At 67.3% G+C, this 22,627-nt stretch carries 25 protein-coding genes; 13 read left to right on the top strand and 12 right to left on the bottom strand.

Annotated elements, in window-relative coordinates; genetic code table 11:
- The first annotated feature begins 67 nt into the window (after nucleotides 1–67).
- Nucleotides 68–850, top strand: a complete 783-nt coding sequence (locus ACVWWN_RS27640; protein ID WP_457146700.1) for a hypothetical protein — start codon at nucleotides 68–70, stop codon at nucleotides 848–850.
- Nucleotides 851–864: 14 nt separating this feature from the next.
- On the opposite strand, the gene ACVWWN_RS27635 is transcribed toward ACVWWN_RS27640, so the two are convergent.
- The 4 genes from ACVWWN_RS27635 to ppgK form a co-directional block, all read right to left on the bottom strand.
- Nucleotides 865–1,149 carry a hypothetical protein gene (locus tag ACVWWN_RS27635; protein WP_457146699.1) on the bottom strand — a complete coding sequence of 95 codons (285 nt, stop codon included), beginning with the start codon at nucleotides 1,147–1,149 and terminating at the stop codon, nucleotides 865–867.
- A gap of 95 nt (nucleotides 1,150–1,244) precedes the next feature.
- Entirely contained in the window at nucleotides 1,245–2,342 is a 1,098-nt protein-coding gene (locus ACVWWN_RS27630; RefSeq protein ID WP_457146698.1) for a methyltransferase, read from the bottom strand.
- 4 nt (nucleotides 2,343–2,346) lie between these two features.
- A complete protein-coding gene (locus ACVWWN_RS27625; protein WP_457149305.1) occupies nucleotides 2,347–3,837 on the bottom strand; it encodes an RNA polymerase sigma factor in 1,491 nt (496 codons plus the stop codon).
- 195 nt (nucleotides 3,838–4,032) lie between these two features.
- The gene (gene ppgK, locus ACVWWN_RS27620) at nucleotides 4,033–4,842 is read right to left on the bottom strand and encodes a polyphosphate--glucose phosphotransferase (protein ID WP_457146697.1); all 810 of its coding nucleotides are present in this window, start codon (nucleotides 4,840–4,842) and stop codon (nucleotides 4,033–4,035) included.
- A gap of 113 nt (nucleotides 4,843–4,955) precedes the next feature.
- On the opposite strand from ppgK, the gene ACVWWN_RS27615 reads away from it, so the two are divergent.
- On the top strand, nucleotides 4,956–5,804 hold the full coding sequence (locus ACVWWN_RS27615) for an inositol monophosphatase family protein (RefSeq protein WP_457146696.1): 849 nt from the start codon (nucleotides 4,956–4,958) through the stop codon (nucleotides 5,802–5,804).
- 25 nt (nucleotides 5,805–5,829) lie between these two features.
- Here ACVWWN_RS27615 and cei read toward each other — a convergent pair whose 3' ends face one another.
- Nucleotides 5,830–6,483: an envelope integrity protein Cei gene (gene cei / locus ACVWWN_RS27610; RefSeq protein ID WP_457146695.1), complete on the bottom strand. Its 654-nt coding sequence runs from the start codon at nucleotides 6,481–6,483 to the stop codon at nucleotides 5,830–5,832.
- Between the two features lie 166 nt (nucleotides 6,484–6,649).
- Between cei and ACVWWN_RS27605 the strand changes: the two genes are divergently transcribed.
- Nucleotides 6,650–6,952 (top strand): DUF4193 domain-containing protein, encoded by a 303-nt coding sequence (locus tag ACVWWN_RS27605; protein WP_024445904.1) that lies wholly within the window; start codon nucleotides 6,650–6,652, stop codon nucleotides 6,950–6,952.
- 1 nt (nucleotide 6,953) lies between these two features.
- Here ACVWWN_RS27605 and ACVWWN_RS27600 read toward each other — a convergent pair whose 3' ends face one another.
- Entirely contained in the window at nucleotides 6,954–7,430 is a 477-nt protein-coding gene (locus ACVWWN_RS27600) for a DUF3093 domain-containing protein (RefSeq protein WP_457146694.1), read from the bottom strand.
- A 25-nt stretch (nucleotides 7,431–7,455) separates the two neighbouring features.
- Between ACVWWN_RS27600 and dut the strand changes: the two genes are divergently transcribed.
- Entirely contained in the window at nucleotides 7,456–7,920 is a 465-nt protein-coding gene (gene dut, locus ACVWWN_RS27595) for a dUTP diphosphatase (RefSeq protein WP_457146693.1), read from the top strand.
- The gene (locus ACVWWN_RS27590; RefSeq protein WP_457146692.1) at nucleotides 7,920–8,642 is read left to right on the top strand and encodes a DUF3710 domain-containing protein; all 723 of its coding nucleotides are present in this window, start codon (nucleotides 7,920–7,922) and stop codon (nucleotides 8,640–8,642) included. The genes dut and ACVWWN_RS27590 overlap by 1 nt, the downstream gene beginning before the upstream one ends.
- 77 nt (nucleotides 8,643–8,719) lie before the next feature.
- Here ACVWWN_RS27590 and ACVWWN_RS27585 read toward each other — a convergent pair whose 3' ends face one another.
- Entirely contained in the window at nucleotides 8,720–9,421 is a 702-nt protein-coding gene (locus ACVWWN_RS27585) for an alpha/beta hydrolase (RefSeq protein WP_457146691.1), read from the bottom strand.
- A gap of 136 nt (nucleotides 9,422–9,557) precedes the next feature.
- Here ACVWWN_RS27585 and ACVWWN_RS27580 point away from each other — a divergent pair, with 136 nt between their 5' ends.
- From ACVWWN_RS27580 to ACVWWN_RS27570, 3 genes are read left to right on the top strand one after another with little or no spacing between them, the layout of a single operon-like run.
- Nucleotides 9,558–9,929, top strand: coding sequence for an OB-fold nucleic acid binding domain-containing protein (locus ACVWWN_RS27580; protein WP_457146690.1), 372 nt, complete (start codon nucleotides 9,558–9,560; stop codon nucleotides 9,927–9,929).
- Nucleotides 9,926–10,645 (top strand): DUF3159 domain-containing protein, encoded by a 720-nt coding sequence (locus ACVWWN_RS27575; protein WP_457146689.1) that lies wholly within the window; start codon nucleotides 9,926–9,928, stop codon nucleotides 10,643–10,645. The genes ACVWWN_RS27580 and ACVWWN_RS27575 overlap by 4 nt, the downstream gene beginning before the upstream one ends.
- Complete coding sequence (locus ACVWWN_RS27570; RefSeq protein ID WP_457146688.1) at nucleotides 10,635–12,083, top strand: MFS transporter; 1,449 nt, start codon at nucleotides 10,635–10,637, stop codon at nucleotides 12,081–12,083. The genes ACVWWN_RS27575 and ACVWWN_RS27570 overlap by 11 nt, the downstream gene beginning before the upstream one ends.
- Before the next feature lie 6 nt (nucleotides 12,084–12,089).
- Here ACVWWN_RS27570 and ACVWWN_RS27565 read toward each other — a convergent pair whose 3' ends face one another.
- Nucleotides 12,090–12,755: a potassium channel family protein gene (locus ACVWWN_RS27565; protein WP_457146687.1), complete on the bottom strand. Its 666-nt coding sequence runs from the start codon at nucleotides 12,753–12,755 to the stop codon at nucleotides 12,090–12,092.
- Nucleotides 12,752–13,426: a potassium channel family protein gene (locus ACVWWN_RS27560; protein WP_457146686.1), complete on the bottom strand. Its 675-nt coding sequence runs from the start codon at nucleotides 13,424–13,426 to the stop codon at nucleotides 12,752–12,754. The genes ACVWWN_RS27565 and ACVWWN_RS27560 overlap by 4 nt, the downstream gene beginning before the upstream one ends.
- 95 nt (nucleotides 13,427–13,521) lie before the next feature.
- Here ACVWWN_RS27560 and ACVWWN_RS27555 point away from each other — a divergent pair, with 95 nt between their 5' ends.
- From ACVWWN_RS27555 to ACVWWN_RS27545, 3 genes are read left to right on the top strand one after another with little or no spacing between them, the layout of a single operon-like run.
- Entirely contained in the window at nucleotides 13,522–15,522 is a 2,001-nt protein-coding gene (locus ACVWWN_RS27555) for an APC family permease (RefSeq protein ID WP_457146685.1), read from the top strand.
- Nucleotides 15,519–16,757 (top strand): class I SAM-dependent RNA methyltransferase, encoded by a 1,239-nt coding sequence (locus ACVWWN_RS27550; RefSeq protein ID WP_457146684.1) that lies wholly within the window; start codon nucleotides 15,519–15,521, stop codon nucleotides 16,755–16,757. The genes ACVWWN_RS27555 and ACVWWN_RS27550 overlap by 4 nt, the downstream gene beginning before the upstream one ends.
- 40 nt (nucleotides 16,758–16,797) lie before the next feature.
- Complete coding sequence (locus ACVWWN_RS27545; RefSeq protein WP_457149304.1) at nucleotides 16,798–17,280, top strand: MSMEG_6728 family protein; 483 nt, start codon at nucleotides 16,798–16,800, stop codon at nucleotides 17,278–17,280.
- Between the two features lie 25 nt (nucleotides 17,281–17,305).
- Here the strand turns inward: ACVWWN_RS27545 and ACVWWN_RS27540 are convergent, their stop codons facing one another.
- Entirely contained in the window at nucleotides 17,306–17,593 is a 288-nt protein-coding gene (locus ACVWWN_RS27540) for a DUF4242 domain-containing protein (RefSeq protein WP_457146683.1), read from the bottom strand.
- 161 nt (nucleotides 17,594–17,754) lie between these two features.
- On the opposite strand from ACVWWN_RS27540, the gene ACVWWN_RS27535 reads away from it, so the two are divergent.
- Together ACVWWN_RS27535 and ACVWWN_RS27530 are read left to right on the top strand one after the other, a co-directional pair.
- Entirely contained in the window at nucleotides 17,755–18,714 is a 960-nt protein-coding gene (locus ACVWWN_RS27535; protein WP_457146682.1) for an AAA family ATPase, read from the top strand.
- Entirely contained in the window at nucleotides 18,599–20,338 is a 1,740-nt protein-coding gene (locus tag ACVWWN_RS27530; RefSeq protein ID WP_457146681.1) for a response regulator transcription factor, read from the top strand. Before ACVWWN_RS27535 ends, ACVWWN_RS27530 begins: the two co-directional genes overlap by 116 nt.
- An 8-nt stretch (nucleotides 20,339–20,346) precedes the next feature.
- Here ACVWWN_RS27530 and ACVWWN_RS27525 read toward each other — a convergent pair whose 3' ends face one another.
- Nucleotides 20,347–21,189, bottom strand: a complete 843-nt coding sequence (locus ACVWWN_RS27525) for an SDR family NAD(P)-dependent oxidoreductase (RefSeq protein WP_457146680.1) — start codon at nucleotides 21,187–21,189, stop codon at nucleotides 20,347–20,349.
- Nucleotides 21,190–21,247: 58 nt separating this feature from the next.
- Nucleotides 21,248–22,624 carry a phthiocerol/phthiodiolone dimycocerosyl transferase family protein gene (locus tag ACVWWN_RS27520; protein ID WP_457146679.1) on the bottom strand — a complete coding sequence of 459 codons (1,377 nt, stop codon included), beginning with the start codon at nucleotides 22,622–22,624 and terminating at the stop codon, nucleotides 21,248–21,250.
- Nucleotides 22,625–22,627 lie beyond the last annotated feature (3 nt).

Raw genomic sequence — 22,627 nt, 5'->3', positions numbered from 1 at the left:
CGGCCCCAACCCGTGTCGGGGCCGGTTTACAAACTGTGCATTGACTGACAACTTAAACTGACCCGTCGTGGGCATTCTTGTTGGCTTCGCGCCGTGGATCGTCTATTGGATTCTGGTCGGCAACGTCCCATTCGCCACCGCTGTGTTGGTGGCCCTCGCGATCGCCGTCGTGTCGTTCGCGATCGGACGGGTCAAAGGGTCGCCGGGGCGCACACTCGAAATCGGTGCTATCGGAACGTTTTTGCTGTTGACGGTCCTCACGTTCACCCTGAGCGAGGCCGTCATGGAGCGGTGGATGCAGCCGCTGAGCAATGCGGGAATCTTTGTCGTCGCGCTCGTCGGCGTCCTCGTCGGCAGGCCATTCGTCCGTGAGTTCGCCGAAGTGGACCAGCCCAAGGAAGTCGTCGAGAGCGACGTGTTCGCCAGGATCACCAAGCTGCTGACGTGGATCTGGGTGGCCGCATTCGCCGGCATGACGGTCTCATCGGCGATCCCACCGATAGTGCAGGGCGATGCCACGATTCTGGACACCAAGACCCCGCTGTCCTTTGTCTGCTACTGGGTCATCCCGTTCGCCCTGCTGGGCTGCGCGGCGCTGGCCTCGCGGGTGCTGCCCGAGCGGATGGCACCCCCGCCCGGGGACATCGTCCGCAAGACCACGTTCGTCGCGTTCGCCGAAGCGGAGATCGACCAGCTGATCTACCTCGCCACCGAGCATGCCAACCGTGAGGTCGGCGCGGGTCAGGAGGCCTACGACATCAGGATCGGCAGCAAGGGCATTCCGCTGGTGGGCGACGAGACCCGGGAGGCATGGCCGTCGAGCTACAAGGTCCGTGAGCGCAAGCGCTGACGCGACGGCGATCGTCAGCGGTGGCCGCCACCACCGCCCCCGCCACCCGAGTGGGGTGCGCCGGCATTGAAGCCGGGTTCGGCCACTTCGTCCTCGGTGAGTTGGTCGCCGAAGTCGGGCACCATATTGGGTACGCACTGCATGGAGTAGCTGTCGGTCGTCTCGCTGTCCGAACATCCGTCCTGGCCGACGGCGGCGGGGTGGATGGTCGGCAGAACCGGCGTTGCGACCGCGGGTGCGAGGCCGATGGCCACGCCGCACGCCGCGGCGCGGAGCATCCGTCGAGAGGTCCGGCTCATAGCCCTGAACCTAGGGCGGCCCGGTGGCCGCCATGGCCGGAGTCAGGTGATCCACAGCAAAGTCTCGATCGCCGAGGCCGAGATGGCGATGCGGCTCAGGCCGGGACGGCCTCGATGATCGACACCGGCGTGACCGTGTCGACGACGCGGGTCAGCCGGAAGCCGGCCCGGGCGAACAGGTTCGCGTACTCGGCGCGGGTGCGCTCCCTGCCGCCGACGGTGATAAGCATCTCGATGTCGAGCTGAAATCCGAGGGACGAGTTCGCCTCTTCGGGCAGGACCATCTCCAGCAGCAGCAGCAGCTTGCCGTGCGGCGCGATCGCGGTACGAATGTTCCGCAGAATCGCCAACGCGGAGTCGTCGTCCCAGTCGTGAATGATGTTCTTCATCACGTAGGCGTCGGCGCCGTCGGGAACCCGTTCGAGGAACGAGCCACCTTCCCGAGCGCATCGGTCCGCCACCCCGGCGGCCTTCAGCGTCGCGTCGGCGCCCTCGACCACCGAGGGCAGGTCGTAGAGCAGTCCGCGGGCCTGGGGAGCGCGGCGCAGGATCGTGGACAGCAGGGCGCCGTGACCGCCACCCACATCGGCGATGAGCGTGAAACCGGTGAAATCGTAATGGCCCAGCGCGATTTCGTTCGTGATGCCGCTCGTGGCGGTCATCGCGTTGTTGAAGACCTCGGCCAGTTCCGGATTGGTGTCGAGGTAAGCGAAGAACGGCATACCACGCAGCTTGTCCACCGACGGCTCACCGGTCTGCACTGAGTGAATCAGGTTGCCCCATTCCTCCCATCGGGTGCGGTGGCCGATGAACAGCACCATGTCCCGCATCGAGCCAACGGCGTCCGAGCGCAGCGCCTCGCCGATTTTGGTCAAGGCGAATTTGCCGTCGCGTCGTTCTTTCAGCAGGCCCTTGCTCGCCAACGCACGCATCAGTCGGTACAGCGCGTCGGGATGCGCGCCGACACGTTCGGCGATGTCGGCTGGGCGCCGGGGACCGCTCGAGAGCTGGTCGGCGACGCCGGGTTTGGCCGCCACCCAGATGATTTGGGTAGTCCACGCGCCGGTGGCCAGCTCCAAGACTGCGAGACCCGGCGGCACCGTCGAGCGATGGATCTGCTGCAGGACTGCGCGGACGCGGTCGATCGCCCGGACCAACCGAACCGGCGGGTCCTTCTTCTGTTTTTCGGGCATGTCCTCAGTCGAGGTAGTCGCGCAGGACCTGGGAACGGCTGGGATGGCGCAACTTGGACATGGTCTTGGACTCGATCTGCCGGATGCGTTCGCGGGTGACGCCGTACACCTGGCCGATCTCGTCGAGTGTGCGGGGCTGACCGTCGGTGAGTCCGAACCGCAGCCGCACCACGCCGGCCTCGCGCTCGGACAGCGTTTCGAGCACCGACTGCAGCTGGTCCTGCAGCAGCGTGAACGACACCGCGTCCACGGCCACCACGGCCTCACTGTCCTCGATGAAGTCGCCGAGCTGGCTGTCGCCCTCATCGCCGATCGTCTGGTCGAGCGAGATCGGCTCACGCGCGTACTGCTGGATCTCCAGCACCTTCTCCGGCGTGATGTCCATTTCCTTGGCAAGCTCTTCGGGCGTGGGCTCGCGGCCCAGGTCCTGCAGCAGCTCACGCTGGATCCGGCCGAGCTTGTTGATCACCTCGACCATGTGCACCGGGATGCGGATGGTGCGGGCCTGGTCGGCCATCGCGCGGGTGATGGCCTGCCTGATCCACCAGGTTGCGTAGGTGGAGAACTTGTAGCCCTTGGTGTAGTCGAACTTCTCGACGGCGCGGATCAGGCCGAGGTTGCCCTCCTGGATCAGGTCGAGGAACGCCATGCCGCGGCCGGTGTAGCGCTTGGCCAGCGACACCACCAGCCGCAGGTTTGCTTCCAGCAGATGGTTTTTCGCGCGGTCGCCGTCGCGGCAGATCCAGGACATGTCGCGGCGCTGGGCGGCGGGCAGTTTCTCACCCTTCTCCACGTACTCCACCATCAACTGGGTGGCGTAGAGGCCGGCCTCGATGCGCTTCGCGAGCTCGACTTCCTCCTCGGCGTTGAGCAGTGCGACCTTGCCGATCTGCTTGAGGTACGCCCGCACCGAGTCGGCGGAGGCGGTCAGCTCCGCGTCCTTACGCGCCTGACGCAGCGCTTCGGACTCCTCCTCGTCCCACACGAAGTCGCCCGAGGCCTTGTCCTTCTCGGTGGGCTCCGCGATGTCGTCGTCCTCGGCCACCGGAACGGCCGCGGCCGCGGGTTCTGCGTCGCCCTCGGCGCTGTCGTCGGCGGAGTCGGTCGATTCGTCCTCGTCGACCTCGATGTCCTCGAGCTCGATGTCGGCCACGTCGACCTCGAGTTCGTCACCGGGTTCGGCTTCGAGTTCGTCGGTGGTCTCCAGCCCACCCTCGGTGAGTTCATCGGCGGTGGCTCCGCCCTCGGCCGAGGTGGCCTTCTTCGCTCTGCCGCGGGTGCCGGGGCCCCCCGCCTTGGCGGGTGCGGCCTTGGTGGTCTTGGCCGGCGTGCGCCCCTTCACCGTGGTGCCGGGCTCCGCCTTCGCCGCCCGCGGAGTGGATTTGGCTGCCCGCTTGGCGGGCGCCGATCCGTTCGCGGCCTTCTTGGCGGGCGCCTTGGTAGCGGTGCGCTTCACCGGCTCATCAGTTGCCGGGCTTGCCTTTGTCGCTGCCACGTACACCCTTTCGGTCTTGCGTAATCCGGTGGGCATGGGCGTGCACCACCGAAAAGCGTCGGCTATGTCGAATGTGGCGTCGTTATCGACTCGGATACTCGCCGCTATCTCCGTAGGCGGCCGCCGTCGACCATTGTAACGACAGTGTGGGATAACACCGTCCCGAGCGGCAAATTCGAACCGCTTTGGGCGTGGCTACTTCGCAGTAGCAGTCACATCGAGCGCCGCGGCCATGGCCGCGCCGACGATTCCCGCGGTGTTTTGCAGCGCCGCGGCCACCACCGGCGTGCGGTTGGTCAGCAGCGGAATCCATTTGTCGGCCTTGCGGCTGATTCCGCCGCCGGCGATGAACAGGTCCGGCCAGATCGCGTTCTCGATGGCTACCAGCACTTTCGTCACTTCCTTGGTCCAGCGCTCGTAGCTCCAGCCCTTGTTCTCCTTGATCGAGGACGCGGCCCGGTGCTCGGCCTCCTTGCCTGCGACCTCGAGGTGGCCGAATTCGGTGTTGGGCAGCAGTACGCCGTTGTGGATCACGGCCGAGCCGATGCCGGTACCGAAGGTCAGCAGCACGATGACCCCTGAGTTGTCCTTACCCGCGCCGAATTTTTCCTCGGCCAGACCCGCGGCGTCGGCGTCGTTGAGGACGATCACTTCCTGGCCGTCGAGAGCGGACGCGATGACCTGCTGCGCATTCACGCCGATCCAGCCCTTGTCCACGTTGGCGGCCGTCTGGACGATTCCGTCGGTGACCACGCCGGGGTAGGTGACGCCGAGTCTGTCGGTCCACTTGAACTCGCGGACGACCGCAGCGATGGTCTCGGCGACGGCTTCGGGGGTGGCCGGCTGCGGCGTGGGCAGCTTGAACCGTTCGCCGATCAGCTGACCGGTGTCAAGGTCGACGATGCCGCCCTTGACGCCGCTGCCGCCGACGTCGATGCCGAACCCGCGGCGCTGCGAGCCGCCGTTCGTGGCGGGATCTGCGGCGGGTGAATCGGTGGCGGTCATGAATACTCCTCTGTACCGGCCGGGCGAGATGCGACTGACACATTAGTGGCTCGAGATGCCGCCCGGGTGGCTGTCGGACAACCGGTTACCCAGATTTGTGCTGCGATGGTGTGGTGACCGAAAACGACACCGATCCTGTGCTGTTGCGCACGGTCGCCGAGCAGTTGGCGACCGAAGCCGCTCATTTCGTCAGACAGCGCCGGGTTGAGGTTTTCGGGAGCTTTGCGACATCGCACGACGACCGATCGGTGCGCACCAAGAGCACGCCGACCGACCCGGTCACCGTCGTCGACACCGAAACCGAGCGGTTGTTGCGCAGCAGACTCGCCGAGTTGCGCCCCGGTGAACACATCCTCGGTGAGGAGGAGGGCGGCCAGGCGACGGGATCCGACGGGCGCCTGACGTGGGTGCTCGACCCCATCGATGGCACCGTCAACTTCGTCTACGGGATCGAGACGTACGCCGTGTCGGTCGCTGTGCAGCGTGACGGCACATCAGTGGCCGGTGCCGTGGCCGATGTCGGCGGCGATGCGCTGTACTCGGCGGCTGTCGGCCATGGCGCGCGGGTCCACCGAGTCGGCGTGACGGCGCCGCTGGCCTGCAGTGCTGCCGATCAACTGTCAATGTCGTTGGTGGGCACCGGATTCTCCTATATGCCGGAGGCGCGATCCCGGCAGGGGGAAACGTTGGCGAAGTTGCTGCCGATGGTGCGCGACATTCGCCGGATGGGCTCCGCCGCGCTCGATCTGTGCATGGTGGCCACTGGTCAGCTCGACGGCTACTACGAGAACGGTGTGCACGTCTGGGACTGGGCGGCGGCCGCGCTGGTGGCGGCGGAGGCGGGCGCGACGCTGCGGCTGCCCAGTGCCGATGCCGGAGCGGGGCTGGTCATCGCGGCCGCCAGGGGCATCGCCCGCGAGCTGACGGAGGCGTTGCGCGGTGCAGGAGCATTCCAAAGCTGATGCGCTCGGGTGCAACGCTGATCGGCTAGCAGGTGCCGGTGTGGATCTTCGACAGCAGCGTGGGGTCGGCCGCCTGCGTGGCGTCGGGTCGAAGGCTCGCCAGCACAGCGTCGATGTCGTCGCTGTGGCTCAGTTCGGTGAACTCGGTGCCGATGGCCAGATCCACGGTGTCATCGGTCCGCTGGTCCTGGAACAGCTCGGTGCACGGGGCGACGAGCCAGACCGCGGCTGCGTTCGCCCGGCCCGCCGGCCCGAACCGGATCTGGCCCTGGCATTGCAGGCGGGTGTTGGCATACACCGCGTCGTTGGCGGCGGCGGGTTCGGTGAATCCCAGGTCACGCAGTTCGCCGGCCACTTCGCCGGCCTGACCGCCCTGCCCGCTCGCATTCAGCACGCGGATCTTGGTGTCGGCGAGCTTGGCCGGCGTGACGTCGGTCATCGAGCTGCGCGACACTTCTTCACCCAGCGGCGCCGGGGCGTTCGGATCGGCTGCCGGCGGCGGTGCGTTGCAGACGGCCGCCTCGCGCACGTCGGGCGGGCGGGACAGCGCGATGACCCACACCAGCACCGACACCACCGCCAGCGCCACGAACAGCAGGATTCCCGGCAGGAAGTTACGGCGACGGAAGGGGCGGCCGTGTTTGTCGAACGCGGTTCCGTCTGTGATTTGCGCGACCACCAGTGCACTCTAAGGCCAACTTGGGACGGCCCTTCGAGCGGCGCGAACAGCGATGTGACGTAAATCACAGTGGAACGCGTGTCAATACGGGCACGAATCGTTTGGAAGATGCGTTCGACGCTGGTACAAAGCTCTGCTGCACGACGTTTACGGAGGGGATACCAGGATGGCTACCGATTACGACGCCCCGAGGCGCACGGAGACCGATGACGTCTCCGAGGATTCGCTCGAGGAACTGAAGGCGCGGCGTAACGAAGCGCAGTCGGCGGTAGTAGATGTCGATGAGTCCGAGTCCGCCGAATCGTTCGAACTGCCCGGCGCCGATCTGTCCGGAGAAGAGCTCTCGGTTCGGGTGATTCCGAAACAGGCCGACGAGTTCACCTGCTCGAGTTGCTTCCTCGTTCACCACCGCAGCCGGCTTGCGAGCGAGAAGAACGGCGTGATGATCTGCACCGATTGCGCGGCCTAGCTCAAGCGCGGAGTGCCTTCAGGACACGCTCAGGGTGCCGACAGCTCACCAACCAATACGGGGTGGGGTCGTCAGGGTCGTCGAGCACCAGAAGCACCATCGGACCGACCCAGGCCCGGTGCACCACGAAGGCGGCCGGGTCAAGCTGCCGGCCCAGCGCTGCCGACTTCGCCGACCGCGGTACCTCCGCCGCCCGGGAAACGACGCTGTTCGGCAGGTGAGCGGCACCGGCCCACAACTCGGTTTCAGCGGCGCCGACGACCACGCGCACCTCGGTTCGGCCGAACCAGAGCAGCACCACCGCCGCGACGGGCAGCAGAACCGCGTACGGCAGCCAGATGGGCAGCGCAGATACGCCCTGGTTCACTTCCAGCGCGATCAAGGCGGCCAGTCCGAATCCCGGCGGCCACCACCACCACGGCACGGACAACCGTTCGCGGTAGCGCACGGATTGCGACGTGGCGCGCGTGTCGGTCACTCGGTCAAGAGTAATCTCTGACGTCGTGTCCACCTCTCTGGCGGTCGTGCGCCTGGATCGTGATCTGCCGATGCCCAGCCGTGCCCATGACGGCGACGCGGGCATCGACTTGTGCAGTGCACTCGACGTCGAGCTGGCGCCCGGGCACCGGCAGCTGGTGCCGACAGGCATCGCGGTGGCCATTCCGTATGGAATGGTCGGGCTTGTGCATCCGCGCTCGGGATTGGCTGCCCGCGTTGGGCTTTCGATCGTCAACAGTCCGGGGACCATCGACGCCGGCTACCGCGGCGAGATCAAGGTGGCGCTGATAAACCTCGACCCCGAGACGCCGATCACCGTGCATCGCGGAGATCGCATCGCGCAGCTGCTGCTGCAGCGGGTCGAGCTGCCCGAGCTGGTCGAGGTGACGTCATTCGACGAGGCTGGACTGGCCGATACATCCCGTGGTGACGGCGGCCACGGTTCCTCCGGCGGACATGCGAGTTTGTGATGACAAGAGGAAGACACAGCAGCGACGACGCTGACGACGGCGACGACACCGCCGACGTCGAGCTGGACGGCCCTTTCGACATCGAGGACTTCGACGATCCGGCAGCGGCGACGCTCGCCCGGCTCGATCTCGGCTCGGTGCTGATCCCGATGCCGGAAGCGGGCCAGGTTCAGGTGGAGCTCACCGAGACCGGTGTGCCCAGTGCGGTGTGGGTGGTCACGCCCCACGGCCGCTTCACCATCGCTGCCTACGCCGCGCCGAAGTCGACCGGGCTGTGGCGAGAGGTCGCCACCGAACTGGCCGACTCGCTGCGCAAGGACGTGGCAAAGGTCAGCATCGAGGACGGGCCGTGGGGTCGTGAGGTCGTCGGGGTGGCGGCCGAGGGTGGGGGCGTCGTCCGGTTCATCGGCGTCGACGGCTACCGGTGGATGATCCGCTGTGTGGTGAACGGTCCCCAGGAGAACATCGACGGACTGGCGGATGAGGCCCGAAACGCATTGGCCGACACAGTTGTTCGTCGTGGCGACCAGCCTCTGGCGGTTCGCACGCCGCTACCCGTCCAGTTGCCGGAGCCGATGGCCGCGCAGCTGCAAGCCGCCGCCGAGCAGGCCGCGGCACAGGCGGCGCAGGCCGCCGGGCAGGAGCCGCCGCCGGCGGAGCCCGCCGCCCGCCGCACGCAGGGGTCGGCGATGCAGCAGCTCCGCACCATCACGGGTGGGTAGAGCTGGGTGGGTCAATGACCCAGCTGGGTAGAGCTGGGTGGGTCAATGACCCAGCTGGGTAGAGCTGGGTGGGTACCTCAGTCCGCGTCGGACAGCGCGGCCACGCACGCCGCGCCGAGCACCGCGGGATCAGCGCCCATCGCATCGAGGGTGACGGTGCGTAGGGCCGCCCGCGGCGCCGCCGACACCCACTCCAGCGCGACCCCGACGGGGTGCACCGGGTCGTCGGTCGCGGCGGCGACTCCCATGGGCACGGCGAGCGCCTCCAACTCTCCGCACGTCGGTGCGACATAGCGGGCGGCTTCGTCCATCGCGTCGGGCAGCGACGGCCATTGCCCCACCCACGACCGCGTGAGTTCGGCGGCCAGCCACGGGGGGCTGGAGGCCTGCATCCGAGCCGTCGCCGAGGCGAGCCCGTCACGGCGCAGCGCATCCGCGGTGTGGCGGGCGGCCAGCGCGGCGGGTGCGGACTCCGGCGAACCTGTCCAGGCGGGCAACGCGGCGAGTACCGCCACGGCGCGACCGGGCCGGGCAAGTGCCCACGCGGTGGCCACCGCGGCGCCGATGGACACTCCGCCGACGGCGATCGGCCGCGTCCGCGCGGCGTTGTCCAGCGCGTCGCGGTAGCCCTCGACGAGGCGGTCAGGCTGCGGTGCCGGGGTGACGACGACCGCCCCCGCATCGTGCAGTGCGGCAGAAAATGCCCGGTAGACGTAGTCGTCGTCGGATCCGGTACCCGCCAGCAGAACCGTCGTCACACCATGCAGATTGAGAGCCATCTCACGATCGTGCCGGGTGAGTGGACTGCTCGGCGTGGCGACCCCGGCCCCACGTGGCATATCGGAACCAACAGGTCTACCGTGGCGTTGGTTGGAAGGGATCCACGGTGGATTCCCAGAAGGTCAGGTGGGACCTATGGCTACGGCTGAAGGGTATCTGCGCCGGCTCACTCGCCGGCTGACGGAGGACCCGGAGCAACTCGATGTCGAAGAGCTCAATGACGAAGCCGCCAACACCGGCGCCCAGAAGGCGATCGACTGTCGACGGGGTCAAGAAGTGACGATGGTCGGCACTCTGCGAAGCGTCGAATGCAACGGCAAGGGCTGCTCCGGTGGTGTGAAGGCGGAGTTGTTCGACGGAACCGACACAGTGATGCTGATCTGGCTCGGCCAGCGCCGCATCCCGGGAATCGAATCGGGCCGAACCCTCAAGGTGCACGGCCGCGTCGGACAGCTGGAGAGCGGCGTCAAGGCGATCTACAACCCCCATTACGAGATTCAAAAGTGACCGACCCCGGACCTGAACCGGGGAAGCAACACAAGGCCAACGCAGTCCTCGAGCAGATGGGCGGCATCAGTGGCCTGATCTACTCCTCGTTGCCCGTAGTGGTCTTCGTGCCCGTCTCCACCGCCTTCGGTCTGAAGGCGGCGATCGGAGCGGCGCTGGGCGTCGCGGCCGTCATCCTGGCGTGGCGGCTGGTCCGTCACGAGTCGACGCAGCCGGCGATCTCCGGCTTCATCGGGGTCGGAATCAGCGCGCTCATCGCCTACATCGTGGGGGAGTCCAAGGGCTACTTCCTGCTCGGCATCTGGATGTCGTTGTTCTGGGCGGTCGTGTTCGCGCTGTCGGTGCTGATTCGCCGGCCCGTCGTCGGCTACCTCTGGGGGTGGGTCAACTCCCACGACCGGGGGTGGCGGAAGGTGCGCCGCGCGGTGGTGGCCTTCGACGTCGCGACCGTGGTCTGGGTGCTGGTCTTCACGGCCCGGTTCGTCGTCCAACACCATCTGTACGACGCCGACAAGACCGGTTGGCTCGGTGTCGCCCGGATCGCGATGGGCTGGCCGCTGACGGCGGTGGCCGCCCTCGTCACCTATCTGGCCATCAGGGCGGCCCAGCGTGCCGTGCATGCGCACACCGGGTCCGGTGACGACATGCAGCCGGATCAGCCGGTCGGCGACCCCGAACCCGAACAGCGAGGCATCAGCCAACCGGATGCCCGCTGAGAGCGGCACCGACCGCCCGCTCGTCGCGGTCGCGGTGCTGGCCTCGTTCGTGGCATTTCTGGACGGCTCGGTGGTCAACCTGGCGCTGCCGGCGATCGGCCGCGACCTCGCATCCGGGGGTTCGAGCGGACTCGTGTTGCAGCAGTGGGTCATCGACGGCTATCTGCTGACCCTCGGTGCGCTGATCCTGGTCGCCGGTGCCATCTCCGATCAGTTCGGCAGGCTCGCGGTGCTGCGGATGGGGACAGTCGTGTTCGCGGTCTCCTCGCTGCTGTGCGCATTGGCGCCGACCGGCTGGGTGCTTGTCGCGGCGCGGTGTCTGCAGGGGGTGGGGGCCGCGTTCCTGGTGCCGAGTTCCCTGGCGCTGATCAACTCCCGGTTCTCCGGCGCCGCGCAGGCACGCGCCATTGGCACCTGGACCGCGTGGACGGGCACGGCGTTCGTGATCGGCCCGCTGCTGGGCGGCGTGCTCGTCGACGCGCTGAGCTGGCGGTGGATCTTCGGGGTGAACCTCGTTCCGCTGGTGGTGACGTTGTTTCTGACCACCAGGCTGTCGGCCGACCGCATGGAGAGCCGGACCGGCAGTCGCATCGATTACGTCGGGGCCGCGCTCAACGCTGTCGGACTGACCGGAACCGTCTATGCGCTCATCGAGGGGCAGCGGCTCGGATTCTCCGATCCGGTGGTGCTCTTCGCCCTCGCGGCCGGCCTGGCCAGTCTGCTCGCGTTTCCATTCTGGGAGCGCCGCACGCCGCAGCCGATGTTGCCGCTGAACATCTTCGCGACGCGCAACTTCGCGGTCGGCAATCTGGCGACGGTGTTCCTGTACGCGGCCGTGTCGCTCGGCATTCTCATCGTCGCACTGTTCATGCAGGAGACCGCGGGCCTGTCGGCGACGCAGGCCGGTCTGGCGACGCTGCCGCTTCCGGTGCTGTCGTTCCTCCTGGCCCGCCGGTTCGGCATGCTGGCCGGAGTGCACGGGCCACGCCTGTTCATGGCGGTCGGACCGCTGGTCGCCGCCATCGGCTATCTGCTGATGATGACGGCCAGGGAGCCGTTCGACTTCTGGACGCAGATGCTGCCCGGGCTGGTGGTGTTCGGCTTCGGTATGTCGATCACGGTGTCGCCGCTGACGGCGGCGATCCTGGCCGCCGTCGACCCCGCTCAGAGCGGCATCGGGTCGGCGGTCAACAACGCGGTCTCGCGGATAGCCGGCCTGATCGCGGTCGCGTTCATGGGTGTGATCTGCGGTGGCGTCGTGGATTTCGCGGGTTTCCGGCGTGGGGCCCTGGTGATCACCTGCCTGTTCGCTGTGGCCGGGATCGTGTCGGCGGTGGGTATCCGCAACGCGCAGTACGACTTCCATCGCGTCACCCCCGAGGACGCGGCGCGCTGCCGCGACCGGGCCACGCCGCCACCGGCCTACACCGACGGGTGAGGAGCCTCAGCGCGACTGGGGGTGCAACAACAGCTCGCGCAGCTCGTCCTCGACCTCGGTGACGGTGACGAACAGCAGCTCGTCGCCGCCCTCGAGCGGCTCGTCACGCTCGGGCACGATCACCCGCGGCCCCCGCAGAATCGTGACCAGCGCTGCGTCGCGGGGCAGTTCGAGCCGCTTGACCGGCTTCCCGCCCCACGGCGTGTCGTCGGGCAGGGTGATCTCCACCAGGTTGGCGTGGCCCTTGCGGAATTCCATCAGCCGCACCAGGTCGCCGACGGCGACGGCCTCCTCGACGAGTGAGGCGAGCATGCGGGGGGTGGACACCGCGACGTCGACACCCCAGTTCTCGTCGAAGAGCCACTCGTTGCGAGGATCGTTGACGCGCGCGACCACCCGCTGCACGCCGAACTCGGTTTTGGCGAGCAGACTGACCACCACGTTGACCTTGTCGTCGCCGGTCGCCGCGATCACCACGTCGAACTCGTGGAGTCGCACCGATTCGAGCAAGCTCAGCTCGCACGCGTCACCGAGACGCCAGTGGGCCGCCGGAATCGCGTCGACGTCGATGTGGTCGGGGTTGCGCTCCAGCAGCGTGACGTCATGGGTTTCGACGAGCTCCCTGGCGATGGACCGGCCGACCGCACCCGCCCCGGCAATCGCGACTTTCATGCGCTCTCGCTGTCCTCACTCGGCGGCAACGCCGCGATGGCCAGGGCCTCGGCGATGTGCCCGGCGATGGCCGCCATGTACACCTGATCACCCGCCTGGACCACCGACTTGGGGTCGGGCAGCAGACCCTGGCCGAAACGGATCATGAACGCCACCCTGGCTCCCGTTGCGGTCTCGAGATCGGTGATGCGCCGGCCGACCCAACCCTCGTGCAGTGCCAACTCGGTCACGCCCACATTGCCGGTCGGGTCGCGCCACTTGGTGGTCTCGGTCTCGCGGGTGAGCACGTTGAGCAGTCGGTCGGTCGTCCACGGCACCGTAGCCACCGTCGGGATACCGAGGCGCTCATAGACCGCCGCGCGCTTCGCGTCGTAGATGCGGGCGACGACGCGTTCGACGCCGAACGTCTCGCGGGCCACCCGCGCCGAGATGATGTTGGAGTTGTCGCCGGAGGACACGGCGGCGAAAGCGCCGGCCTCCTCGATCCCGGCCCGCAGCAGCACGTCGCGGTCGAAACCCATGCCGAGCACGCGCTCACCCGAGAACTCGGGGGACAGCCGGTGGAAGGCGGTGCCGTCGCGGTCGATGACCGCCACGTCGTGCCCGATCCGCGCCAGGCTGTCCGAGAGCGATGCACCTACCCGGCCGCAGCCCATGACTACTACCCGCACCTGACGTCCCTTCCGGCCGTGGCCAAAAAGCAGTCTGTGAACCCGCCCACACGGAACGCTACAGCTATTGGCCCATGGGCCTACTCTTGGCTCTCGTGTCCAGACTTTCGACCGTCGCCCGGCGGCTCGTACTAGGCCGGCCTTTCCGCAGCGACAAGCTGGCGCACACGCTGCTGCCCAAGCGGATCGCCCTTCCGGTGTTCGCATCGGATGCGTTGTCATCGGTGGCCTACGCGCCGGAGGAGATCTTCCTGGTGCTGTCCGTTGCCGGGCTGGGCGCCTACGCGCTGACACCGTGGATCGGGCTGGCCATCGCGGGGGTCATGCTGATCGTGATCGCCAGCTACCGGCAGAATGTGCACGCCTATCCTTCGGGCGGTGGCGACTACGAGGTGGTCACCACCAACCTGGGGCCGACCGCAGGCCTGACGGTGGCCAGTGCCCTGCTCGTGGATTACGTCCTCACGGTCGCGGTGTCGATGTCCTCGGCGATGTCGAACATCGGGTCGGCGGTGCCGTTCATCGCCCATCACAAAGTGATGTTCGCCGTCCTCGCGATCCTCATACTGGCGTCGATGAACCTGCGCGGCATCCGGGAATCCGGCACCGCGTTCGCAATCCCCACCTACGCCTTCATGATCGGGATGTACCTCATGCTCGGCTGGGGGTTCTTTCAGATCTTCGTCCTCGGCACGCCGCTTCGCGCCGAATCGGCCGGCTTCGAGATGCACTCGGAGCACGGGGACATCCTGGGATTCGCCATGGTGTTCCTGATCGCACGGGCGTTCTCGTCCGGCAGTGCGGCGCTGACCGGTGTCGAGGCGATCAGCAACGGGGTACCGGCTTTCCGGAAACCGAAGTCGCGCAACGCCGCGACCACGCTACTGCTGCTCGGCGTCATCTCGGTCAGCCTGTTCATGGGCATCATCATGCTGGCCAAGGAAACCGGTGTGCAGATGGCCGAACGGCCGGAGGAGCAGCTCGTCGGCGCGCCGCCCGGCTATCACCAGAAGACACTCATCGCCCAGCTGGCCGATGCCGTCTTCCACGACTTCCCGATCGGTTTGTTCCTCATCGCCGGCGTGACCGCGCTGATTCTGGTGCTCGCCGCGAACACCGCCTTCAACGGGTTTCCCGTGCTGGCCTCCATTCTGGCCCAGGACCGCTTCCTCCCGCGCCAGCTGCACACCCGCGGTGACCGGCTGGCGTTCTCCAACGGCATCCTGTTCCTGGCCTTCGCGGCGATAGCCTTCGTGGTCGCGTTCCGCGCCGAGGTCACCGCGCTCATCCAGCTTTACATCGTCGGCGTGTTCGTGTCGTTCACGCTCAGCCAGATCGGGATGGTCCGGCACTGGACCCGGCTGCTGCGCACCGAAACCGATTCGGCCATGCGCCGCAAGATGATGCGGTCGCGGGTCATCAACACCATCGGCTTCGTGTGCACCGGCACCGTGCTGATCATCGTGATCGTCACCAAGTTCCTCGCGGGCGCCTGGATCGCGATCCTGGCGATGAGTGCGCTGTTCGTGGTCATGAAGATGATCCACAAGCACTACGACACCGTCGCCCGCGAGCTCGAGGAGCAGGCCGCCGCCGAGGAGGAGGGCGCGATGGTGTTGCCGAGCCGCAACCATGCCGTGGTGCTGGTCTCCAAGCTGCACCTCCCGACGATGCGGGCGCTGGCCTATGCCCGCGCCACCCGCCCCGACGTGTTGGAGGCGATCACCGTGAGTGTCGACGACGCCGAAACACGTGCGCTGGTGCACAAGTGGGAAGACAGCGATATCAGCGTGCCGCTGAAGGTGATCGCCTCGCCGTACCGCGAGATCACCCGTCCGGTGCTCGAGTACGTGAAACGGGTCAGCAAGGAGTCGCCGCGGACGGTGGTGACCGTGTTCATCCCCGAGTACGTCGTCGGGCACTGGTGGGAACAGGTGCTGCACAACCAGAGTGCGCTTCGGCTCAAGGGCAGGTTGCTTTTCGAACCCAACGTGATGGTGACGTCGGTGCCCTGGCAGCTCAGTTCGTCGGAGCGGCTCAAGACGTTGCAGCCGCAGTCCGCTCCCGGTGATGCACGCAGGGGATTCCTCGATTGACAGAGCAGACCGAGGCGACCGGGGCAGAGGCGACACCGTCGCCGTCCGACCTCGTCCTGACGGTGGGCGCGCCGGCGAACGGCGGTAGCTGCGTCGCACGCCACGACGGCCGGGTGGTGTTCGTCCGCTATGCGCTGCCGGGGGAGACGGTCCGGGTTCGCGTGGTCGGCGACCACGGGTCCTATTGGCACGCAGATGTTGTCGAGGTGATCGAGGCGTCGGCCGATCGCATCGACTCGCTGTGCCCGATCGCCGGCGTCGATGCGGCGGGCTGCTGCGATATGGCCTTCGTCGAACCGGCGGCCGGACGGCGACTCAAGGGCGCGGTGGTAGCCAACCAGTTGGCCCGGCTGGGCGGGTATGAGTGGCCTGACGAGAAGGACGCCGCCGCCGAGACCGTCGGCGACCGCGGCGTGACAGAGTGGCGAACACGCGTGCGCCTGGACACGTCCACCGAGGGACGCGCCGGCTTCCACCGCTACCACAGCTCGGAACTGGTGACCGAGCTGCACTGCGCGCAACTGCCCCCGGGCATGCTCGACGACCTACGGGAGAGGGCCTGGCCGCCGGGCGCCCAGCTGCATGTCGTCCTCGACGACGACGGCGACCGGCACGTGGTGCAGTCCGGTCCGCGCACCGGACGCAAGTCGTCGACGCAGGTGATCGAGGGAAGCTACGAGGCGACGCAGCGGGTGGGTGAGCGGGTCTGGCGCGTTCCGGTGACCGCGTTCTGGCAGGCGCATCGCGACGCGGCCCGGCTGTACAGCGAGATGGTGGCGGGCTGGGCGCGTCTGGATCCGGGGATGACGGCGTGGGATCTGTACGGCGGCGCTGGGGTTTTCGCCGCCGCGCTGGCCGGCGGCGTCGGCGAGGGCGGAAACGTGGTGACGGTCGATACATCTCGTGGCGCGTCGCGGTCGGCGCGCACGGCGCTGGCCGACCTCGGCTGTGTCTCGGTGATCACCGACTCGGTGCGTCGCGCGTTGGCTGCCCAGCGCCGCCGTGCCGATGTGGCGGTGCTGGACCCGCCGCGATCCGGCGCGGGCCGTGAGGTGATCGATCTGCTGGCCGCCGCCGAAGTGCCCCGGATCATCCATATCGGTTGTGAGGCAGCTTCCTTCGCCCGCGATGTCGGCCTGTACCTCGGCCACGGATACACCGTCGAGGAACTCCGGGTTTTCGACTCGTTCCCGCTGACGCATCACGTCGAGTGCGTCGCGGTGCTCACTCGTTGAGCGCGTTCGGTTCCCCCGGCGGATGGGTATCTGGGGCAATATGCAGACGTTCCTACCTGTTCCAGGTTTCAGCGAGGCCGCGCGCATACTCGACAGGCGTCGCCTGGGCAAGCAGCGGGTCGAGGCCATCCAGGTTCTCAGGGCGCTGACGGTCACTGGCTACGGATGGCGTCGGCATCCGGCCGCGGCGATGTGGGCCGGCTACGAAGAGGCGCTCACCCGCTACGGACTGGATGTCTGCGAGGTGTGGTGTGCCCACGGCAACGCCGATACCTGTGCATCCACCCTGGTGACCGACCTGACAACGGCGACCGGACTCGACGCTGTCCGGGGGCAGGTCGAGTTGGCTGCGGCCGGCGAGCTTCCGCCCTGGCTGGGCGATGACCGTTTTCACCTCAGCCACCAGTCAGCGCTGGTTCGCAAGGATCCGGCACACTATCGGACGTATTTCCCGGATGTACCGGACGATCTGCCGTACGTGTGGCCGTTGTCGGACCGGCAACGGCGTATCCCCGCGCATTAGTGGCGCACGGTGACAGACGAGCGGGCTAACCGGTCGTCGGCGCCGCGGCGGTGTGGGGGCCGAACTCATTGGCGATGACGTTGACGGCGTTGGCCGGAAACCCGCCGCGACGGGCGTGCTCGCGGATTGCGTCTTCGTCGTCGGCTTCGTGCACGCAGTAGATCTTGTCGCCCGCGACATAGCTGGTGATCCACCGGTACGGCACACCGAGCGACGCCACGACGTCGTTGGATTTGCCTGCGATCTCGGCGAGTTGCGATTCGGTCAGCTCGCTGGCTCCGGGGATCTCGCGTTCGATGACATAGCGCTTCATGGTCGTTCTCCCGTCTGGTGATTGGTGCCGCGGCGGCAACCGCGGGCAGAGACAATGTTGGGCGACATCGACCGGCCGGTCATGGGGAAAAGTTCCCTATCTTTCACCCGGTATGTCATATCTGCCGGTCAGGGGGGTGCAGCGCACTAACATCAATCGCCGTGAGGCTCACCGAGCGCGATGAGGAGCTCGGCCGGCTCCGGACCCGAGCCGACGAGGCCAGGGCCGGGCGCGGCGCCATGGTGATGGTCTGCGGTGAATCGGGTGCCGGCAAGACCTGCCTCGTCGAGTCGTTCGTCGCGGAATGGGTGCGCGACGAACGCGTGCTCTGGGGCATGTGCGACCCATTGCCCACGCCACGGCCACTCGGTCCGATCCACGACCTCGAGCACCGGCTGGCGGCTCGCACCAGGGACGTGCTGGAGCGAAGCGATCAGCCCTACGATATCTTCGCCGCTGTCTTCGACGACTTGCGCACTGCACCTTCAGTTCTCGTCCTCGATGATCTGCACTGGGCGGACCAGGGCACCATCGACCTCTTGAGGTTCGTGCTGCGCCGCGTCTCGCAGACGCAATCGTTGGCCATCGGGATCGTCCGCGAGGACGAAGTCGGCCTCGGACATCCGATGCGGGTACTTCTCGGCGACGTCGCCCGGTCCGCACGGGCCGACTCGCTGTCGATGCCCCCGCTCAGCGTCGCAGCGGTGGAAGCCCTTGTCGGCGACCGTCCCGTGGATCCCGGCTGGCTGCATCGCGTCACGGCAGGCAATGCCTTCTTCGTCTCCGAGATGCTCGACCACGACGGCGACAACCTTCCGACCACGGTTCGCGACGCGGTGCTGGCCCGTGCGTCCGGTCTGGATTCGGCAGCGTGGGACCTGCTGAACCTGCTGACCTGCTCGCCGGGGGCGATCCCCGACCACCTGCTGGTCGACCTTGGGGGTGACGCTGCCCGCCTCCCGGGCGTTGAGGGAAGCGGGGCTCATCCACCGAAGCTCGCGCGGCGTGGCATTCCGCCACGACCTGTGCCGGCTCGCGATCCGCAGTGTGATTCCGCCGGGCGCCGAGCCGCGATTGCATCGACGGTTGATGGAGGCGTACGAGGTGTCCGCGCACCCTGATCCCGCGGTGCTGACGCATCATGCGCTCGGCGCCAACGATCTCGAGACCGTCAGGCGTGCCGCTCTCGACGCCGGCACGGCGGCGGCGCGGTCGGGCGCACACACCCAGGCCGCCGAGTTCTTCACGATTGCCCTCGACAGTGGCAGCGCGTCGACGCCGCGGCAGGAAGCCGAACTGCTCGAGTTGCTCGCCGGTGAGTTCTATCTGATCGATCGCCTCGAAGATGCAATCATCGCGTGCCGGCGCGCGATGCGGATCCGGCGCGAGCTCGGCGAGTCCGCCGCGGTGAGCGCCGATCATCAGTCGCTCGCGGTCTACGAGTGGTACAACGCCAACCGCGAGAGCGCGCAGGACCATGCCGCGGAGGCGATGACGGTGCTCGACGCCGCGGGCGACGATGCGGCTCAGCTGGTGCAACTCGGTCACGCGTTCGCGATGCAGGCGTATCTGGCGGTGCAGGCCACCGACCTCGGTAACGCTCGACAGCTTGTGGCCCAGGCGCGCGAAATCACGGACCGGACAGGCGATTCCGATCTGAATATTCGGGTCAGCCTGATCGAGAACTACGGTGTGCTGCTCGCCGGCGAGATCAGCGGGCGCGAGAAGATCCTGTCGATCCTCGAGGGTGGGCCCGAGAACGTCAACGAGCTCTATTCGAGCGGATGGAGCAACTTGACGTACCTGGACGTCGAGCAGCGTCGCCTGGACATCGCCGCAGACCTTCTCGACGTCAGCATCCCGTTGATGCACGAACACGACCTGCCGATCTGCCGGGTATGGCAGACGGGTGCGCGCGCGAGACTGCAACTGCTCGTGGGGGAGTGGGATGACGCCACGGCGGATGCCGACGTGGTCTTGAACAGTCCGAGCGCGCCGCTGGCCCGCACCTGGCCGCTGGTCATTCGGGCGCTGGTGGCCCTGCGCCGGGGAGGTGGGGGACGCGACGCCATCGACGACGCATGGGCCTTGGCGTGCAGGTTCGGGGAGCCGCTGCGCACGCTGCCCGCGGCCGCCGCGATCGCAGAGCTCGCCTGGACCACGGGTGTCGCGGACGACCGGCTGGCCATGTGCAGAAAGATCTTGGTCGATGGGCCGGTCACGGGTCTGGAATGGTCGCGCGGCGAGCTGGCGGTCTGGCTGCGGCGGCTGGGTCAAACCGTCGATGTGCTCGGCGTGGCGGAGCCGTACCGGTTGTTGCTCGACGGGGCTCACGAGGCGGCGGCAGACAAGTTTCACCGGCTGTCAATGCCCTACGACACCGCCCTCGCCCTCGTGGACTCCGGAGATCCCGCCCTCGTCCGCCGGGCCCTGGACATTCTCGATCGGCTCGGCGCCGATGCGGTGGCCGCGAGAGTGCGCCGTGACCTGCGGTCACAAGGAGTGACCGCGGTGCCCGCCCGGCGGCGCTCGTCGACGCTGACCAACCCCGTCGGGCTGACCGCGCGTCAGGTCGAGGTGCTGCGCTTGCTCGACGAGGGGCTCACCAACGCCGAACTCGCTGAGCGGCTGTACTTGTCGGTGAAGACGGTCGATCATCACGTTTCGGCGATCCTGGCTAAACTCAACGTGACCAAACGGCGTGCGGCCGTGCGCCGAGCCCGGGAGATGGGGGTTCTCGGCTAACGCCGTGGCTATCCCTTGTTGCGAACGGCGAAGTAGGCGTCCAGAACTCGATCCGGCATGATGCGTCGCGCGATCTCGCCGCTCCACGAATCGGCGCCCAGGCGGTAACGGGGCCGTGGGCGCCTGGCGGTCAACGCGGTGGCGACGGCATGGGCGTAATCCGTTGACGTCGCCTTACGGGCCCGTGCCCGCGCCTCGTTGGCTTCCAGATCTGAGGTGAATCGGGCGCGGTAGACGTCGGCGACGTCGGCGGGAGTCGCGGCGAAGATCGCGTCGGCGGATTCGCGCATCTTGCCCCAGATCGGTGTCGCCACGATGGGAGGATGGATCACCGACACACTGACCCCCAACGGACGAAGCTCGCGACGAAGCGCGTCGCTGAGCCCCTCCTTGGCGAACTGAGCTGCCGAGTACGCCCCCAGGTATGGCGGCGCAACGATACCGAGGCCAGAACTGACGTTGACGATCCTTCCGCCGGATGCGCGCAGTAAAGGAAGAAACTGTTGGGAGACTGCGAGCGCACCAATGACATTCGTTTCCAATTGGACGCGCATCACATCTATCGGAACGCATTCGAGTGGCGCGGTGACAGCAATGCCGGCGTTGTTGACAACAGCCCACAGTCCGATGCCGCCACACCCGTCCGACACGAAATCCCCGGCTCGCGCGATCGACGCCGTATCGGTGACATCGAGCATCATGGGGATGATTTCGCCCGCCGACGGCGCCAGACCGGAAAGGCCGGCGGCGCTCAGGTCGGTACGCACACCCGCGAACACGCGAAAGCCAACCTCGCTGAGATGGATGGCGGCGGCTCGTCCCAGTCCGCTCGATGCACCGGTGATGACCACTGACTTCGACCCTGCCGGCGTCAGCCTCGCAGATCTGATCACACGCCCCCCACCCGGGCTAGTCGATGGCGCACAGCAGAGCCTGTACGCAGCCGTCCGCGAAGCGCTGCGCGGATGCCTCGGATACCACACCGTCGATATAGAAGAAATTCCAGAAGAGTTGGTCGTGGCAGGCGTTGACGATCGCCACGAAGTAGCCGCTGATCGATATGTTGACCGCGAGCTGAGCGCCCGACAGCCGCCAAGCACCGACATGCGCCGGGAAGTCGTAGCGGCCCATGTTGGAGATACAGACGTTTCCGGGGCCGTGGCGATCGATGAAACGGAAAACCCTGGAGCTCTTGGCCACCGACGCAGGGCACAGGAAGCGCATCGCATAGACCAATGCAAGGTGCTGGCCGAATCGGCTGCGTCGACGGGCCGCCCTCTTGACCTGCCGTGCGATCGACCACAGGTCGACGTCGTCGCCGAAGCGCAGTATCGACTGCCACATCGCCACGTAAGCTCCGACTTCGTCGGCCGCGACCGGAGGATCGAGTTCGGCGCGGATGCTGACCGGCGCGCCGATGCAAATTTGCCCCGAATTGTTCTGCGCCGCAGCCGGTCCGATCACCATTGCCATCGCGGCGGTCAGTGCGCAGTGCACGGTGACGCCCTCTGACCGGCACCGCTGCACGAGCGCGTCGAGTTGGGTCGAGGTGAGTGTGCGCCGCAGCAACCGCGTCCTACGCTGCGGCGCCGGGACGATCGACTCGGGTACCAGCCGGCGAGGGCGCGTCACCACAGCCGCAAGGCGGCCTGCTAGTTCGCTTGCCGCGACGGTGGCGAGGCCACGCACGCCGCGATAACGGGCGGGCAGCAGGTCCTCGGGAGCGTCGACGACGGACCGCGACTCGACGACGTCGTCGCCACACCCTGCCACGGACAGGCGACTCGCGTGCTCGACCAGTTTGCGCAGGAGACAGAGCGCGGTCAAGCCGTCTGCGATGATGTGCGACACCGTCAGCAGCAGGTCATGTGCTTCGTCCGGGAAATCCAGCACGACATCGACGATCCGGATCAGCGGACCTCGTTGCCAGTCCAGCGGCGTGCCCAGTTCGCACTCCTCGACTTGACGTTCCCATTCGCGGTCGTCACCGTGCACGCTGCGGATCGGTGTCGGACCCGCCGAGGGCACGAACGCCGGGTTCCTTCCGCGACTGTCTGAGGTGATCGACACTCGTAGCAAGGGATACTCGGCGCTGAGAGCGGCCGCCGCCCGCTCGAGCAAGCCTGCCCCGATATGCCCGCGAACATGGACCCGCGCCACTCCGGTGACCGGTGAAACCTGATCGGCGATCCAGAACCACCTTTCGGTGGGGCGCAGCGGCCGTCGTACTTGGGGCGCCACCCCGGACCCTGTCCCGAGCCGGTCCGCTGTCCTGTGAATGATCATCGA

This window comes from Mycobacterium sp. URHB0021 (genome assembly GCF_054057895.1).
The sequence above is the reverse complement of the archived record's forward strand: the minus strand, read 5'-3'. Positions and strand labels throughout refer to the sequence as shown.